Below are 15,619 nucleotides of genomic sequence, written 5' to 3' on the forward strand. Positions count from 1 at the left end.
CCATGCCCTGGCCGTTCTCCTCGAAGAAGCCCAAGAAGCCCCCGACCCGCAAGGTCACGAGGCAGCAGCAGGGGGCCGACATCGAGCTGGAGTCCTTCAAGCCGAAGGTCACCTTCGCCCCCGGCGTGAAGACCACCGAGTCGGAGCACGTGCTGCCCAAGGATGCGCCGCTCCGGCCCATCGCCAAGACCAGGCGAACCGTGCCGGCCGTCACCCACGACATGAGCGACGACGACAGGTACGCCTACAACAAGAAGTCCACCGAGGACGCCCTCGGCACCATCTACGACGCGTTCTACGCCAAGACCGGCGACCGCCTCGACCTCAACGGCCGGATCAACAAGGTCTACGGGATGATGGGCAAGGGCGTCTCGGAGTACATGAAGAACCCCGTCGCCCACGACACGTTCACCGCCTTCAACGTCACCAACAAGGCAGTCCGCGTCAAAGGCCAGAAGGTCAGCGCCTACGAGAAGGCGCTGAAGGCGTACAACGACTGGCCCACCGCCGACCCGGCGACCAGGCCCGCGACCCGGCCGAAGAAGCCGACCGGCCCGAAGACCAACGACGAGTCCGTCCTGAACGGCGACTACTTCCACGTGCACAACCTGCGGCCCGACCTGACCAAGGACCTCAAGGGCAAGTCCCGCCGCATCATCGTCAACGTGAAGTCGCAGGAGGCCGGGCTCAGGGTGGCCAAGGCCGTACAGGACCTGTTCACCGACCCCGACGCCGGACCGGGCATCCGCGAGTACAAGATCTACCTCTCGGAGAAGGGCGAGAACGTCACCACGGCGAAGTACGACAAGCTCGTCATCTACTACGCCATGAAGGACGACCTGGACGGCGCCGACGTCAGAGGCGACAAGATCGTCAGCGCGATCTCGGGGGCGATCAAGCCCACCGACGTCGACCAGGGGTTCGCCCCCTTCTACTCCATCCTCGGCCCCGGCGTGGCCTGGGCCGAGGAGCCGAAGCACTTCGTCGAGGCCCTCCAGGAGAGCTTCACCACGACCCGGAGCAACATCATCTCGGGCGTGATCAAGTCGAAGGACAAGGTCGTCGACAAGGCCGAGTTCATCCGCCTGGTCAACGACGCGCTCAAGACAGCGGGTGTGGACCCGGAGCGGCCGCACCGCCACCTCGTGGGAGCGAAGACATGACGACCACGCACCCGGAACACTCCCAGGTGAAGAAGAAGGCGCCGGCCTCCTCCAGGAAGAAGGTGCGCGTCCAGCCCGCGAAGCCGTCCAGGCTCATCGCCGTGGTCGACGACGACGACGAGACCCCCACGAGGCCGGCCAGGCGCGTCGCCATGCTGGGCGAGGAGGAGAGTCCCCTCCTGCTCGCCCCGAGCGTCCCGCTCCGCAGCGTGTCCAAGCGCGACCTGCTCCCGCACCCGGACGACCAGGCCCGCTACGACCTCAACCGCAAGTCGGCCAGAACCACCCTCGACGAGATCTACGACCAGTACTACAACGGGATGACCGGCCGCCGCCGCTCGTCCGACGAGGTCGAGCGGAGCATCTACAGCCTGATGGGTACGGCCCGCTCCGACTACGCGAAGGTGCCCATCTCCGACGCGCAGTGGAAGTCCTTCAACGCGCAGAAGAACGCCACCATCGTCGCGCAGGGGGTGGGCAACTCCAGGGCGGCGTGGCAGAAGTACCGGCACGACCTCGCCAGGTACAACAGCAGCTGGGACAAGTACAACCCGTTCGTCTCGGCGCCGGTGCCGCCGAAGGGGCCGGAGAACAACGAGCAGGCGATCGCGCGCGGCGACTACTTCCGCGTGTACAACGCCAACGGCGACAGCCGCAACAAGAAGGGGCGGATGCGGCGCATCATCGTCAACGTCAACTCGCAGAAGGCGGGGCTGAACGTCGCCGACGCGCTCAACAAGCTGTTCGTGGACCCGGTGACGGCCAAGCACTTCTGGCAGTACAAGATCTACCTGTCCAAGAAGCCGGGGCTGGGCGGGGCGCTGATCAAGCACGACAAGCTCGTCCTCTACTACGGCCTGGCCGATCCTGAGGACACGAGCAGCGATCCGGTCGGCGACAGGATCGTCGACGCGATCAGCGGGGCGATCGGCAAGGACGACGTGGGCGAGGGGTTCGCGCCGTTCTACTCGCGGGTCAGCCCGGGGATCGCATGGGCGGAGGAGCCGAAGGCGTTCGTGGACGCGCTCAAGCGCAGCTTCACCAGGACGCGGGCGGAGATCATCCAGGGGGTCATCAAGAAGAAGGAGGTGATCGGCGACAAGGACGAGTTCGAGCGGCTGGTCTACGAGGCGCTGGAGAAGGCGAAGGTCGACCCGGAACGACCACACCGCCACATCCGCGAGGCGTAGACGCACCGACCCACCGGTCCGCCCCTCCCCCGAAGGAGGTCAGCCACAGCAGGACCGGCGGCAGGTCGTCGAGGCGACCCGCTCACCAGCGCGGTCGCCGGGCGGATCCTGGCGGACGAGGAGCGGTGACCGTAGCCGCCCTCGACCACGGCCGGACGCTTGCCCGCGTCGGCGTGCGCCGGGGGCGGTTCGTGCGCGACGTGCCGGGGTTGCTCTGGACGGCCAACCTGGGGTCTTCAGGCCCGGGCAGCCAGCTTGGACGGTCCCGGGCGTCAGCTGGGCGGGTCCGGGGCGCTCAGCTCGGGTGAGTCTGGGCGGTCAGCGCCACCAGTCGTCGAGGGGGGTGGCGGGGACGGCGCGCTTGTGGCGGGTGGCGAGGAACAGGGACTCCACCCTCGCCGCCACCTCCGGCGTGACGTCCGCACCCTCCAGGTAGTCGTCGAGCTGCGCGTACGTCAGGCCGAGCGCCACCTCGTCGGGCAGCGCGGGCCGGTCGTCCTCCAGGTCGGCGGTCGGCACCTTGCGCCAGATGCTCGGCGGCGCGCCCAGCTCCTGCAGCAGCGCGGCACCCTGCCGCTTGGTCAGCCCGGTCAGCGGGGTGAGGTCCACGCCGCCGTCGCCATATTTCGTGAAGAAGCCGGTCACCGCCTCGGCCGCGTGGTCGGTGCCCACGACGAGCATGCGGAGCTGCCCGGCGATCGAGTACTGGATCACCATGCGCTCGCGCGCCTTGATGTTGCCGCGCACGAAGTCACGCAGCTGTCCGCCCTCGCCCAGCAGGTCCCCCGCACCGAGAGCCACCTCGGCGGCGACCGCGTCGGCGCTCGGCTTCACGTTCACGGTGACCGTACGGTCGGGGCGGATGAAGTCGAGGGCGATCCGCGCGTCCTCCTCGTCGGCCTGCACGCCGTACGGCAGGCGGACGGCGACGAAGGTCGCCTCCTGCCCCTCGGCCCGCAGCTCCTCGGCGGCGAGCTGGCACAGCCTGCCGGTGAGCGCGCTGTCCTGGCCGCCGCTGATCCCGAGCACGTAGCCCGTGGACCTGGACGAGCGCAGGTAGTCCTTGAGGAAGTCGACCCGTTCCCGGACCTCCACCTTGGGGACGATGGCCGCCTTGACACCGAGCTCGGCGAGGATCTGCTCCCGTACGTTCACCACGCACGTACTGTACTGTCCACCCTCCCCCAACCCCACGACCGGCACCGCCATGACGACCTCCCACACACCTCTCCCCTCAAAAGGAGAGAGGGCGTAGATGGGAGGACATCCCTGCATGGGGCTTTCCAAGCGTTCTTGGGTACGGCGGGCCGTCGGTCTAGGAGATGTCCAGGTTGCCCATCATGCCCATGTCCTCGTGTTCGAGGTTGTGGCAGTGGAAGACATAACGCCCCTGGTACCCGGTGAACTTCACCAGCACCTCAACCAGCGAGTTGTCCTCGATGTCCATCGTGTCCTTCCAGCCCACGTCCGTGGGCCGGATCTCACCCTCGTTGGCGCGGTTGAGCACCTGGAAGTGCGCCATGTGGATGTGCAACGGATGGTGCTGGTCGGTGATGATCTGCCACCGCTCGACCGTCCCCAGCTTGGACCGCACGTCAGCCCGCTCAGGATCGAACACCCTGCCGTTGATCACCCACGCCATGTGCCCGTTGTTCGCCCCCTCGGTGAAGTTGATCTTCCGGGTGGCCACGGCCGAGTCGGCGGAAAGCTGCTCGAAGTTGGTCAGCCGCCCGGGGATCGAGCTCTGGTCCCGCCCCTGCCTGGCGACGCGGAAGCGCATGATCTGCCCCGTGCCGTTCTCACCGAAGGTGTTGCGCAGCGTCACCTCCGACCCCACGGGATAGGCGGAGAAGTCGATGATCACGTCGAACCGCTCGCCCGACGAGATCGGGATCCTGCTGTGCTTCACCGGCGCCCCGAGCAGCCCGACGTCGCTGCCGATCTGCACGAACTGCGTGCTCGCCGGCTCCAGCGCGAGCTCGTAGCGCCGGGCGTTGGAGGCGTTGAGGATACGGAACCGGTAGCGGGTGTTGTCAACCTCCATCACCGGCCACGGCGCGCCGTTGACCAGGATGACGTCGCCCATGACGCCCTGCATGTACTCCTCGGGCACCCCGGGAGCGCCGGTGAGGTCGGGCGAGAGCGAGGGGTAGGCCAGCGACCCGTCCTCACCGAAGGCCCGGTCGACGATCATGAGCGGGACGTCGTGGTCCCCCTTGGGCAGCGGCAGCGCGTCGGACACGTCGTCGTGGACGAGGTGGAACCCCGCCAGCCCCCGCCAGACGGCGGGCCCGGTGAAGTCCATGCGGTGGTCGTGGTACCAGAGCGTGGCGGCTGGCTGGTTGATCGGGTAGTCGTACTCCCGCTGCAGGTTGGTGGTGCGCCCCTTCATGGAGTGGCCGCTGTGCCCACCGGAAGCCGGCATGATCAGGTCGATCGGGTATCCGTCGTGCTCGGCGGGCGTCACGCCGCCGTGCAGGTGGACCGCGACGGGGACGGGCAGTTCGTTGTGGTGGGTCACCTTGGTCTGGCGGCCGCTGCGCGACACGATCGTCGGCCCGGGGAAGATGCCGTTGTATCCCCAGATATCAGTCTGGTAGCCAGGGATGATCTCCATCCTGGCCGCCTTCTGCACGATGTCGTAGTAGTCGGTGGTGCCGTCCGTACGCGCCGGCTTCAGCACCGGCGGGATGGGCAGGGGAACCTTGAAGGGCTTCGGCAGAGGGATCTTGCTGGCCAGAACCCTCCCCGTGCTCGCCTGCTGTTGCAGGTTGCCGTTGCCGCAGGCGGGAATGAGGGGAAGGATGGCTATCCCCATCCCCGCACGCAGAACGTCCCGTCGATTCAGGTTCATCGACGATCCTCTCGTCGGCTTCATATGTAGACAGACTACACCTCAAGCTCGGCGATCGCGGTCAGAGCTGCCAGGCGCTGCTCCGACGTGGCCGCGATGGGCCCCACGCACATCGCGGTGACCCCGGCCTCGGCGTAGGCCGCCAGCCGTTCCGCGATCCGCGACGGCGACCCCAGCAGCGACATCCCGTCGACGAACTCCAGGGGCACGGCCTCGATCGCCCCCGCCACGTCGCCCGCGTTGTACCTGTCCTGGATCACCGCGGCCTCCTCGCCGAACCCCATCTCCTCGGCGATCCGGTAGTAGAAGCTCTCCCCGCGGTGTCCCATGCTCAGGAACTGCGCGGCGAAACGTCGGATGGGCGCGGCCAGCTCGGCAAGCGGTGCGTTCCCCATGGCCATCGGCACCGTGAGCAACACCTCGAAGTCCTGGGCGAGCGGCGCCTTCTTGCCCATCAGCGCGACCGCCTCGCGCACCCGTTCCGGCGAGAGGAACGTGCCGATCCACCCGTCGCCGATCTCGCCGGCGAGCTCCAGGTTGCGCGGCCCGACCGCGGCCAGGAAGATCGGGACGCCGGCGGGAGCGTGCAGCCGGAGCGCCGCCGCCCCCTCCTCCATCGGCAGCCGGTAGTGCTCGCCCTGGTAACGCACCTCCTCGCCGCGCAACGCCATCCGGACGATCTCGACGTACTCCCTGGTCCTCGCCAGGGGCGCGGTGAAGGGCCGCCCGTGCCAGCCCTCAGTGGCGACGGAGTTGGAGATCCCGAGCCCGAGGCGGAAGCGCCCGCCGGACAGGGAGTCGAGCGACGCGGCCGTCATCGCCATCATCGACGGGGTCCGCCCGGGGATCTGGCACACCCCGGACACCAGGTTGATCGTCGTGGTACGGCCGGCCGCCCAGCCGATCATGCCGACCGCGTCACGCAACCCCTCGGGGGCGAGCGCGTAGGAGAACCCCAGCCGCTCCGCGTGGTCGAGTAGGGCTCCCGCATCCGGGGAGAAGAGATTGAGTCCCAAGCGCATGCGACGAAGTATCGCCGTACCCGCTGGTGGCGCAGTCGAGCCGCGTTGGACGCCGCCCCGAGTGCCCCGTGCCAGGGTCGAAAACATGGCAGACATTGATCTCGTACGGCTCGCGCGCTCGTACTTCGCCTCCAAGGTGCTGCTCAGCGCCGTCGAACTGGACCTGTTCAGCGCGCTGGGAGCCAAGCCGCTGACGGAACCGGAGATCCGGGAACGGCTGGACCTGCACCCTCGCGCCTGCCGCGACTGGCTGGACTCGCTCGCCGGCCTCGGACTGCTCGTGCGCGACGGCGACAGGTACGCCAACAGCCGCGACGCCTCGGTGTACCTCGACTCAGCCAAGAGCACCTACATCGGCGGCTTCTTCCTGCTCCTGAACTTCCACTACAAGAACTGGCAGGCCCTGACCAGCCTGCTGCGTACGGGAGAGCCCGGCTTCCAGGGCGCGGCGAACTTCGACGTGCTCTACGCGGAGCCGAGCAGGGTCACGCAGTTCATGCAGGCCATGGACGGCGCGGCGGCGGCCGTCGGCCCGGCGCTGGCCCAGGCCTTCGACTGGAGTGCGCACGGCTCGTTCGTCGACGTCGGCGGCGCGCGTGGCAACCTGGCCGCCGAGATCGTCCGGGCGCACCCGCACCTGGCCGGGATCACCTTCGATCTGCCGCAGGTGGAACCGGCGTTCCACGAGCACATGGAGAAGCTGGGCCTGACCGACAAGATCAAGTTCATCGGCGGCGACTTCTTCACCGAGCAGCTCCCCCGGGCCGACGTGGTGATCTTCGGCCACGTCCTGCACGACTGGGACGACGAGGCGAGGACCGCGCTGCTGAAGAAGGCCTACGACGCGCTGCCGCCCGGCGGCCAGGTGGTCATCTACGACGCCCTCAAGGAGAGCGCTCCCGGCGCGCCCGACACGTTCCTGATGAGCCTCAACATGCGCCTCATCACGCGGGGCGGCTCGGAGTACACCGAGGCGGAGGCCCGCTCGTGGCTGACGACCGCCGGTTTCGGGCAGATCGAGCTGGTCCCGCTGAGCGACCCCGACGTCATGGTCACCGGACGCAAGGGGGAGAAGTGAAAGCGGCGATCGGGCGGCGCGGCCTCCTGGCCGGCGGCGCCGCCGTCCTGGGCAGCGCGGCCCTGGGCGCGCCCGCTCTTGCCAAGGGGCGGGAAGAGGTCGACGTCGTCGTCGCAGCGGGCTCGATGACCGCTCCGTCGAGCATCCCCCAGGGCGTCGTGACCTTCCGCGTCCGCTCCTCCGGCCCCGCGCTGTCGGTGGTCTTCCTGCGGCTGCGCTCCGGCGTCACCATCGACACCTACCTCGGGCACCTCGCCAAGGTCTCCTCGAAGGACCCCGAGGTGCGCAAGGCCGCGGCCAAGGCGATCGAGGAGGCGGCTGACGGGCTCGGCGGCGCGGTCGTGACGGCCCAGATCCCCGTGACGTTCACCCAGATCATCGCGCCTGGGCGCTACCACCTGATCTCCTTCGACTACCAGAACCCCGACGTGGCGCCGGTCGTCCGCGAGATCGCGGTCAAGGGCGCGTCGCCCGGCCGCTATCCGGCGGGCGTGGCCACCATCGCGCTGTGGCAGTCGGGCACCCGCACCAGGTTCGCCGTGACCGGTCCCCGCCTGCCCGCACGCGGCCGCTACCTGGTCGTCAACGGCTCCGACGGGCTGAACGAGGTCGTCTTCATGCCGGTGAAGCCGGGCACCACGGCGGCCGAGCTGCAGGCGGCCTTCGACGCCTTCAGGGAGGGGAAACAGCCGCCGAGCATGCCGTTCATCGGGCAGCCGACGGGGCTGGCCCCCCTGTCCCCCGGATACGTCGCCGTGCTGGAAACCTCCCTGACCGCAGGTCTGTACGCCCTGTGGACCTATATGCCCGATCCGCGCACCGGCCTGCCCAGGGCCTGGGACGGAGCCTTCACCCTGATCACCCTCACCTGAACGGAACGGAGCCAGCCAGATGAGTCTGCAGCTGAACGGGAAGCGGAGCCTGGTGACCGGCGGCAGCCGCGGCGTCGGCCGCGCTATCGTCCTGGCCCTCGCCGCCCACGGGGCGCGGGTGGTCACGTGTTACCGCGAGGACCGAGAGGCTGCGGCCGATCTCGAACGAGAACTTGAGTCGTTCGGCCCCGGCCACCGCGTCCTCCAGGCGGACGTGCGAAGGCCAGAGGACGTGGAACAGCTCGCCGGCGCCTGCCGCGAGCTGTTCGGCGGCCTGGACGTCGTGGTCAACAACGCCGGGGTGGACGGGCACTCGCCGATCGAGGCGCTGGAGCCCGAGGAGTGGCATCGCGTGCTCGACACCAACCTGACCGCCCTGCACCTGGTCACGCGGGCCGTACTCCCGCTGATGGACAAGAACTCGACGATCATCAACATCGGCGCCTCGGCGGCCGAGCGCGGGCAGCCGTTCCGCAGCCACTACACCGCCTCCAAGGCCGCGGTGATCGGCTGGAGCCGGTCGCTGGCCAAGGAGCTGGGCCCGCGCGGCATCCGGGTCAACGTCCTCGCGCCGGGGATCATCTCCTCCGAGGGCAACGGCCCGCCGCCGCAGATCGTGGAGCGGATCAAGGCGGCGACCGCGCTCGGGCGCCTGGGCGAGCCGGACGACATCGCCAAGGCCGTGGTCTTCCTGGCCAGCGACGAGTCGTCCTACCTGTCCGGCGCCACGATCACCGTGGACGGAGGCATCTGATGTCCGTCCGCGACGTGGCGGTGCTGGGGCTCGGCTCGATGGGTTCCGGCATGGCCGCCCGGCTGCTCGACACCGGGTTCCAGGTCACCGTCTGGAACCGTACGGCCGAGCGGGCCGCCCCGCTGGCCGGGAAGGGCGCCGCGGTCGGCGGCTCGGCCGCCGAGGCGGCGGCCGAGGCCGAGGTCCTGCTGCTGAGCCTGGCCGACGAGAACGCCGTGGAGGACGTCCTGTTCCGCCAGGCCCTCCCCGCGGTACGGCCGGGCACCCTCGTCCTGGACACCAGCACGGTCTCCCCCGCCTACTCGCGCCTGGCCGCCCAGCGGGTGGCCGACGCGGGCTCGCACCGGGTGGAGACGTGCGTCCTGGGCAACCCGTTCCTGGCGGGTACCGGGGGGCTGCGCGTGCTGGTCGCCGGTGACGACGCCGACGTCCTGCGGGCCAGGCCGATCCTGGAGGCGCTCGGCCAGCAGATCTACGAGTTGGGCGAGCCTGGGCGGGCCGCTGCCATGAAGCTCGCCTTCAACCTGCTGCTGGGGGCGCAGCTCGCGTCGCTGGCCGAGGCGGTCAGCTACGGGGAGAGCGCGGGGCTCGACCGGGACATGCTGCTGACGGCGATCGCGGAGAGCGGGTTCAGCTCGATGGTCATGAGCTTCCGCGCGGCGGTGATGAAGGAGCGGCGCTACACGCCAGCCGCGTTCCGCACCACGCTGATGGAGAAGGACCTCCGCCTCGTCCTGGGCGAGGCGGCGCTGTCGAACCTGCGCCTGCCGGTCACGGAGAGCGCTGCCGGTCAGTTCGCCGAGGTGGTCGGAAGGGGTGACGGCGACCACGACGCGGCCGCCGTCTGCGAGCTCTTCACCAGCACCCAGGTCAAGTAGCGCCTCCACCCGAAAGGAGAAACCCCTCACTCCCTTTGTGAGGGGTTTCTGGGCGCTTCGAGGTCACAGCGTCAGGTGCACGCGGTACAGGTCGAGCCAGTCGTTGAGCTGCAGCACCATCTCGGCGTGCGTGCGAGACACCCACGCCCGCGGCCCGCTCACCAGCTCTCCCGGCTCGGCGGCGAACCGCTTGACCGCCTCGGCGTCGATCAGCGCGGACACAGGCGCCGAGGTGTCGTTCACGATCTCCATGAGCTCCGCGCACAGCGCCCGCGCGTAGATGTCGTCCTGCGGCGTCGGATAGGGCGTCTTGCGCCGCTCCAGGACGGTGTCCGGCAGCAGCCCCCGCAGCGCGGCGCGCAGCAGGCTCTTCTCCCGCCCGTCGAAGCTCTTCATCGCCCACGGCGCGCCGTACACGTAGGAGACCAGGTCGTGGTCCAGGTACGGCAGGCGGAACGCGAGCCCCGCCGCCTGGGAGATCGACTCCCCGTGCGGCAGCAGCGTCCCCAGCCAGTTGGTCACGCCCAGGTGCCACACCTCGCGCATCCGCTTCTCCTCCGGCGTGTCGTCCGGCAGGGAGACGACGTCGCCGATGGACTCCCGGTAGCGCTGCGCCGCGTAGCCGGGCACGTCGAGCGTGGCCAGCAGGTCGGGATCGAGCAGGTCGGTGCCCATGCCGTGCTTGCCCCCGCCCCACTGGGCCATCGCCACCCACGGGAGGGTCTCCGCCTTGAGCAGCGGCGGCATCGACATCCACATGTTCCCGCCGAAGATGCCGTCGGCCGCGTCGCCCAGCAGGGCGAGCGGGACGTGCTCGGCGATGGCGCGGCACAGGGCGTACAGCGAGGTGTTCATGTTGCCCAGCGGGCTGGGGATGTCCTTGGCGCGCAGGGAGTTGGTCCTGATGACGGGGTCGAGCAGGTCACCGGCGCGCAGGACGATGTCGGTGTGCGTGGCGCCGACCGCCTCGACCATCTGGCGGACGAACGGCGCGTCCGGCGTGCCCCACACCTCGTCGGCGCGGAAGTCCTCCTCAGCGCCGAAGGTGACGGTGAACGTGCGCAGCGGCTCGTCGCCGCGCTCGCGCAGCGCGCGGGCGGCCATCGCGGTGAGCCCGCTGGAGTCGAGGCCGCCGGAGAGCATGACGCACAGGGGCACGTCGGCGCGCATCTGCTGCCGCACCGCGCCGTCCAGCAGCTCGCGGATCGTGGCGACGGTCGTGTCGAGGTCGTCGGTGTGCCCGCCGGCCTCCAGCCGCCAGTAGCGCTCCTGCGTCGTGCGCTCCCCGCGGATCCTGATGAGGTGTCCTGGCCGGACCTCGGCCATCCCCTCGAACACGGCCTGTCCCGGCGTGCCCGCATAGGACAGCACCTCGCGCAGCCCCTCGACGCCGACCCTGGACTGGACGAGCGGGTGGGCCAGGAGCGCCTTGCGCTCGGAGGCGAAGACCACGCCCTCGCCGACCGGCGCGTAGAACAGCGGCTTGGCGCCGAGCCGGTCGCGGACCAGGATCAGCTCCTGGGCTCGGGTGTCCCAGATGGCGATGCCGTAGATGCCGGTCAGCCTGGTGGCCAGCGCCGTGTCCCACTCCAGGAACGCGCGGGCGATCACCTCGGCCTCGCTCGACGTCTCGAAGTGGTGCCCGCGCGCCTGGAGCTCGGTACGGAGCTCCGGTGCGTTGTAGACGTCGCCCGCGCAGGCCACGACGACACCCTGGACGACCACCGGCTGGACGTCCGGGCCGTTGAGGTCCCTGCGCCGGGCGGCGATGACCGCCGCGCCCGACGTCCAGACGCCTTCCCCGTCCGGCCCTCTGCAGGCCATGGCCCCCGCCATCGCGCGGACCGTGTTCGTCTCCCTCGACAGATCTCTCTGGGTGTCCACCCATCCGGCGATGCCCGACATGTCGATCTCCATTTCCCTCAGGTGATCAGGTCTTCTCGCTGACCGGTTCCAGGCGCAGGCGCCGTCCGAGCGCTCCCGCGCCCGCCGCCAGCACGAGCGCGGCTGCGGTTCCCACCACGCCGAGCAGGAGGTAGTAGAGCGGGAGCGGGATCACGGTGGTGAGCTGGGCCAGGCGGCCGCCGATCGCCGCCCCGATCGCGGCGAACATCCAGAACAGCCCCAGCACGCGGCTGGTGTGCCCGTGCGGCGCCACCTCGGCGGCGAGGCTGAGCCCGACCGGGCCCACCACGAGCTCGCCGCAGACCAGCAGCAGGTAGACCGTGAGCAGCCACAGCGGCGAGATGAGCTCCAGCTCGGCCTGGGCGGCGGCCATGGCCATGACCACGAAGCAGATCCCCCCGGCCAGCAGCCCGGCGACGAACTTCGGCGGGGTGCCTACGCGCGAGCCGAGCCGCGTCCACAGGATCGCGAACACGGGGGCGAGCAGCAGCAGGAAGAGCGGCTGCGCCGACTGGAACCAGCTCGCCGGCATCTCGAAGCCGCCCAGCGTCCTGTCCACGGCGTCGCGGGCGAAGAGGTTCATCAGAGCCGGTCCCTGGGCGTACAACATCCAGAAGACGGCGGAGGCGACCAGCATCCAGACGAACGCCCGCAGCCGGGGCCCGCCCGCCGGGCCGCGGCTCAGGCGGCGGTAGTAGAGGATCGGCGAGCCCAGCAGCACCAGGCCGATGAGGATCAGCACCCGGTCCACCGTGAGCACCCCGGCGGCGAGCCCGATCGCGACCAGCGAGATCGGAATGCCGCCCCACAGCAGGGCCCCGCGCAGCACCTTGCTCCGCTCCTCCGCGGTGGCCGGGTTGGCGGGGTGGACGCCGATGTCGCCGAAGTTGCGCTGGCCGACCGCGTAGTGCACGAGCCCGGCGACCATGCCGACGGCCGCGAGGCCGAACCCGAGGTGCCAGTTCACCCACTCGGCCGCAGCTCCGACGAGCAGAGGCGCGAACAGGGCGCTGACCTGGATGCTCATGTAGAAGATGGAGAAGGTCGCCTCGCGCCGCTCCGGCTGGCCCGGGTACATCTCGCCGATCATCGCCGCCATGCTGGGCTTGACCAGCCCCGTTCCGGCGATGATGAGCCCGAGCCCCGGGTAGAGCGCGGGTTCGACCGGTACGGCCAGGCACAGGTGCCCCAGCGCGATCAGGCTGCCGCCGACCATGACCGCGCGCCGAGCGCCGAGCACCCGGTCGGCCACCCACCCGCCGGGGAGCGCCGCCATGAACACCAGCGCCATGTAGATCCCGAAGAGCGCGGCGGCGGTGTGCGGGGCCATCTCCATCCCGCCGCGCGTACGCGGCGCGACCAGGTAGAGGTAGAGGATGGCCAGCATGCCGTAGAAGCTGAAGCGCTCCCACATGTCGACCACGAACAGCGTGCCGAACCAGCGCGGCCACTTCGCCAGGACCGTCATGACGCCTCCCTGAGCAGCTCGACCACCGCGCACGACCAGGTGAATCCCGCACCGACCCCGGCGAGCAGGCACAGCTGCCCCGGGCGCAACCGTCCTGAGACGACCAGCTCGTCGAGCCCGGCGATCTGGTCGCCCGCGCCCAGGTGGCCGATCTCCCGCCCCCACGACCACAGCGTGCGGTCGAGCGGGATGTCGAACTTGTCGAGGAAGTACTCCTTCAGCCGGGGCAACCCCAGGTTGGGCAGGACGAACCAGGAGATCTCCCCCAGCTCGGCGCCGGCCTCCGACAGGACGCGCTTGAACGCCTCCTGCCCGCCCGCGTGCAGGCGGTCCAGGATCGCGTCCAGCCCGGCCGTGGCCATGTAGTTGCGGTGCGCCGGCTCGACGTCGATCGGGCGGCGCGCGTCCAGCGGGGCCGTGCCGAACGGGTCAGCGCCGCGCTGCATGCCCTCCAGCGAGGGGTCGGAGACCGACACGAGGGCGCGCACCCTGGCGTACCCGTCGACGGTGGACAGGACCAGCGCGGTCCCGCCGTCCGAGAGGGCGGTGCCCGGGTCGCTGCGCCACCGGTCCATGCCGGGCAGCGCGAACCGGTCGCCCGTGGTGATCAGCGCCTGCCGCCTGGCCCTGTTGCCCGCCAGGTATCCGGCGGCGAGCTCGATCGCGGCCATCCCGCCGTTGGAGAGCTGGCGCACCTCGACCGCCAGGCCGCGCCCGGCGCCGACGGCGTCCTGGACGTAGGACGCGGGGGCCCACAGGTCGTGCCCCTGGTGGTAGATGCAGGCGTGCAGCACCAGGTCGATCTCATCGGGATGGCCGTCCGCCGCGTGCAGGGCCGCGCGTGCCGCGCGGACGGCCATCTCGGGTCCTGACTCGCCCGCCGAGACGCGGACGGAGACGACGCCGTCGCGCCACACGGCGCGCGGGTCGACCAGCCCCTCGGCCACCGCGGCCTCCAGGGTCATCCTGGGCGGCAACCACCGCCCCGTCCCAGCGACAAAGAGCTCGGTCATGGGGCCTCCTTCGTCGGCCCCATGACCGAAAGGCCATGTTCATTGATGAGCTCGACAAGCTCGCTCATGGCGCCCCCAGCATCCGGGTCAGCAGCATCGTGTCGTGTCTGGCGGCGAGGAAGTCCGGCGCCCGGAGCACCTCGCGGAGCAGCCCGATCGTGGTCCCGATGCCGCGCCCCTCGACGACGAACTCGCTCAGCGCCCGGTCCATGCGGGCGATCGCCGTCTGCCGGTCGCCGCCCCACGTGATCACCTTGGCCAGCAGCGAGTCGTAGTCCGGCGTGATCGTCATCCCGGCGTAGCCGTGGGTGTCCACGCGGGTGAACGGCCCGCCAGGCGGGCGGAAGTCGGTCAGCGTGCCCGCTGTCGGCACGAACCCGCGCTCGGGGTCCTCGGTGTTCACCCGGCACTCGATGGCGTGGCCGACCGGCACCACGCCGTCCTGGGTGAGCTCCAGCGGCAGCCCGGAGGCCACTCGGATCTGCTCGCGGATCAGGTCGAGCCCCGTGACGGCCTCGGTCACCGGGTGCTCCACCTGGATGCGGCAGTTGACCTCCATGAAGTAGAAGTCACTGCCCTCCACCAGGAACTCGAAGGTCCCCGCGCCGGTGAAGCCGACGGCGGCCGCCGCCTTCACCGCGACCTCGCACATGTGCGTGGTCAGCGACGGGTCGAGCCCGGGAGCGGGCGTCTCCTCGATGAGCTTCTGGTGGCGCCGCTGCACCGAGCAGTCCCGCTCGCCCAGGTGGATGCCGTTGCCCTGGCTGTCGAGCAGCACCTGGACCTCGACGTGCCGCGCGGACTCGATGTAGCGCTCCAGGTAGAGCCGCCCGTCGCCGAAGACGGCGCGGGCGCTGGCCCGCGTCTCGTGGAAGGCGCGGACGAGGTCGCGCGGGTCGCGCACCACCCGCATGCCCCGGCCGCCGCCGCCCGCGACGGCCTTGAGTATCACCGGGTAGCCGACGGCGTCGGCGGCCGCCTTCGCCTCGGCCGCGTCGTCCGGAGGGTGGTCGCCGCCCGGCAGCACGGGCAGCCCGGCCGCCGACATCATCGCCCTGGCCTGCGCCTTGTCGCCCAGCCGAGCCATGATCTGCGGCGGCGGGCCGATGAAGCGCAGCCCCTCCTCCTCGCAGACCTCGGCGAAGTCGGGGTTCTCCGACAGGAAGCCGTACCCCGGGTGGATGGCCTGCGCCCCGCTCCGCTTGGCCGCCTCGATGATCGCGGGGATGCTCAGGTAGCTCTTCTTGGCCGCCGGCGGCCCGATGCACACGACCTCGTCGGCGAGCCTGGCGACGGCCGAGTCCATGTCGGCCGTCGAGCAGACCGCCACGGTTCTGATGCCCATCTCGCGGCAGGTCCTGGCGATCCGGAGCGCGATCTCGCCCCGGTTGGCGATGAGCACGGTGTCGATCATGCTGGCTC

Annotated in this window: 14 protein-coding genes; 7 read left to right on the forward strand and 7 right to left on the reverse strand. The window is 70.3% G+C overall.

Annotated features, from left to right (window positions below; genetic code table 11):
• The first annotated feature begins 2 nt into the window (after positions 1-2).
• The 3 genes from ACIBG8_RS39360 to ACIBG8_RS39370 all read left to right on the forward strand — a co-directional run bounded on the left by ACIBG8_RS39360 (position 3) and on the right by ACIBG8_RS39370 (position 2,661).
• Complete coding sequence (locus tag ACIBG8_RS39360) at positions 3-1,163, forward strand: T3SS effector HopA1 family protein (protein WP_397348307.1); 1,161 nt, start codon at positions 3-5, stop codon at positions 1,161-1,163.
• A complete protein-coding gene (locus ACIBG8_RS39365) occupies positions 1,160-2,353 on the forward strand; it encodes a T3SS effector HopA1 family protein (protein ID WP_397348308.1) in 1,194 nt (397 codons plus the stop codon). The genes ACIBG8_RS39360 and ACIBG8_RS39365 overlap by 4 nt, the downstream gene beginning before the upstream one ends.
• Before the next feature lie 125 nt (positions 2,354-2,478).
• Positions 2,479-2,661 carry a hypothetical protein gene (locus ACIBG8_RS39370; RefSeq protein WP_397348309.1) on the forward strand — a complete coding sequence of 61 codons (183 nt, stop codon included), beginning with the start codon at positions 2,479-2,481 and terminating at the stop codon, positions 2,659-2,661.
• Between the two features lie 10 nt (positions 2,662-2,671).
• On the opposite strand, the gene nadE is transcribed toward ACIBG8_RS39370, so the two are convergent.
• The 3 genes from nadE to ACIBG8_RS39385 form a co-directional block, all read right to left on the reverse strand.
• Positions 2,672-3,511, reverse strand: coding sequence for an ammonia-dependent NAD(+) synthetase (nadE, locus tag ACIBG8_RS39375; protein ID WP_397348310.1), 840 nt, complete (start codon positions 3,509-3,511; stop codon positions 2,672-2,674).
• Between the two features lie 157 nt (positions 3,512-3,668).
• Positions 3,669-5,207: a multicopper oxidase family protein gene (locus ACIBG8_RS39380; RefSeq protein WP_397348311.1), complete on the reverse strand. Its 1,539-nt coding sequence runs from the start codon at positions 5,205-5,207 to the stop codon at positions 3,669-3,671.
• Positions 5,208-5,242: 35 nt separating this feature from the next.
• Positions 5,243-6,229, reverse strand: a complete 987-nt coding sequence (locus tag ACIBG8_RS39385; protein ID WP_397348312.1) for an LLM class flavin-dependent oxidoreductase — start codon at positions 6,227-6,229, stop codon at positions 5,243-5,245.
• Positions 6,230-6,314: 85 nt separating this feature from the next.
• Between ACIBG8_RS39385 and ACIBG8_RS39390 the strand changes: the two genes are divergently transcribed.
• The 4 genes from ACIBG8_RS39390 to ACIBG8_RS39405 are packed head-to-tail and all read left to right on the forward strand — an operon-like array spanning position 6,315 to position 9,811.
• Entirely contained in the window at positions 6,315-7,307 is a 993-nt protein-coding gene (locus tag ACIBG8_RS39390; protein WP_397348313.1) for a methyltransferase, read from the forward strand.
• On the forward strand, positions 7,304-8,179 hold the full coding sequence (locus ACIBG8_RS39395) for a hypothetical protein (protein ID WP_397348314.1): 876 nt from the start codon (positions 7,304-7,306) through the stop codon (positions 8,177-8,179). The genes ACIBG8_RS39390 and ACIBG8_RS39395 overlap by 4 nt, the downstream gene beginning before the upstream one ends.
• Positions 8,180-8,198: 19 nt before the next feature.
• The gene (locus ACIBG8_RS39400; protein WP_397348315.1) at positions 8,199-8,933 is read left to right on the forward strand and encodes an SDR family NAD(P)-dependent oxidoreductase; all 735 of its coding nucleotides are present in this window, start codon (positions 8,199-8,201) and stop codon (positions 8,931-8,933) included.
• Positions 8,933-9,811 (forward strand): NAD(P)-dependent oxidoreductase, encoded by an 879-nt coding sequence (locus ACIBG8_RS39405; RefSeq protein WP_397348316.1) that lies wholly within the window; start codon positions 8,933-8,935, stop codon positions 9,809-9,811. Before ACIBG8_RS39400 ends, ACIBG8_RS39405 begins: the two co-directional genes overlap by 1 nt.
• Positions 9,812-9,874: 63 nt before the next feature.
• Here ACIBG8_RS39405 and asnB read toward each other — a convergent pair whose 3' ends face one another.
• The 4 genes from asnB to ACIBG8_RS39425 all read right to left on the reverse strand — a co-directional run bounded on the left by asnB (position 9,875) and on the right by ACIBG8_RS39425 (position 15,611).
• On the reverse strand, positions 9,875-11,728 hold the full coding sequence (gene asnB, locus ACIBG8_RS39410) for an asparagine synthase (glutamine-hydrolyzing) (protein ID WP_397348317.1): 1,854 nt from the start codon (positions 11,726-11,728) through the stop codon (positions 9,875-9,877).
• A 13-nt stretch (positions 11,729-11,741) separates the two neighbouring features.
• Entirely contained in the window at positions 11,742-13,184 is a 1,443-nt protein-coding gene (locus tag ACIBG8_RS39415; RefSeq protein WP_397348318.1) for a peptide MFS transporter, read from the reverse strand.
• Positions 13,181-14,197, reverse strand: coding sequence for a ketoacyl-ACP synthase III family protein (locus tag ACIBG8_RS39420; RefSeq protein ID WP_397348319.1), 1,017 nt, complete (start codon positions 14,195-14,197; stop codon positions 13,181-13,183). Before ACIBG8_RS39420 ends, ACIBG8_RS39415 begins: the two co-directional genes overlap by 4 nt.
• Positions 14,198-14,261: 64 nt before the next feature.
• Positions 14,262-15,611, reverse strand: a complete 1,350-nt coding sequence (locus ACIBG8_RS39425; RefSeq protein WP_397348320.1) for an acetyl/propionyl/methylcrotonyl-CoA carboxylase subunit alpha — start codon at positions 15,609-15,611, stop codon at positions 14,262-14,264.
• Positions 15,612-15,619 lie beyond the last annotated feature (8 nt).

Source organism: Nonomuraea sp. NPDC050556, assembly GCF_044457355.1.
Taxonomy (GTDB): domain Bacteria; phylum Actinomycetota; class Actinomycetes; order Streptosporangiales; family Streptosporangiaceae; genus Nonomuraea.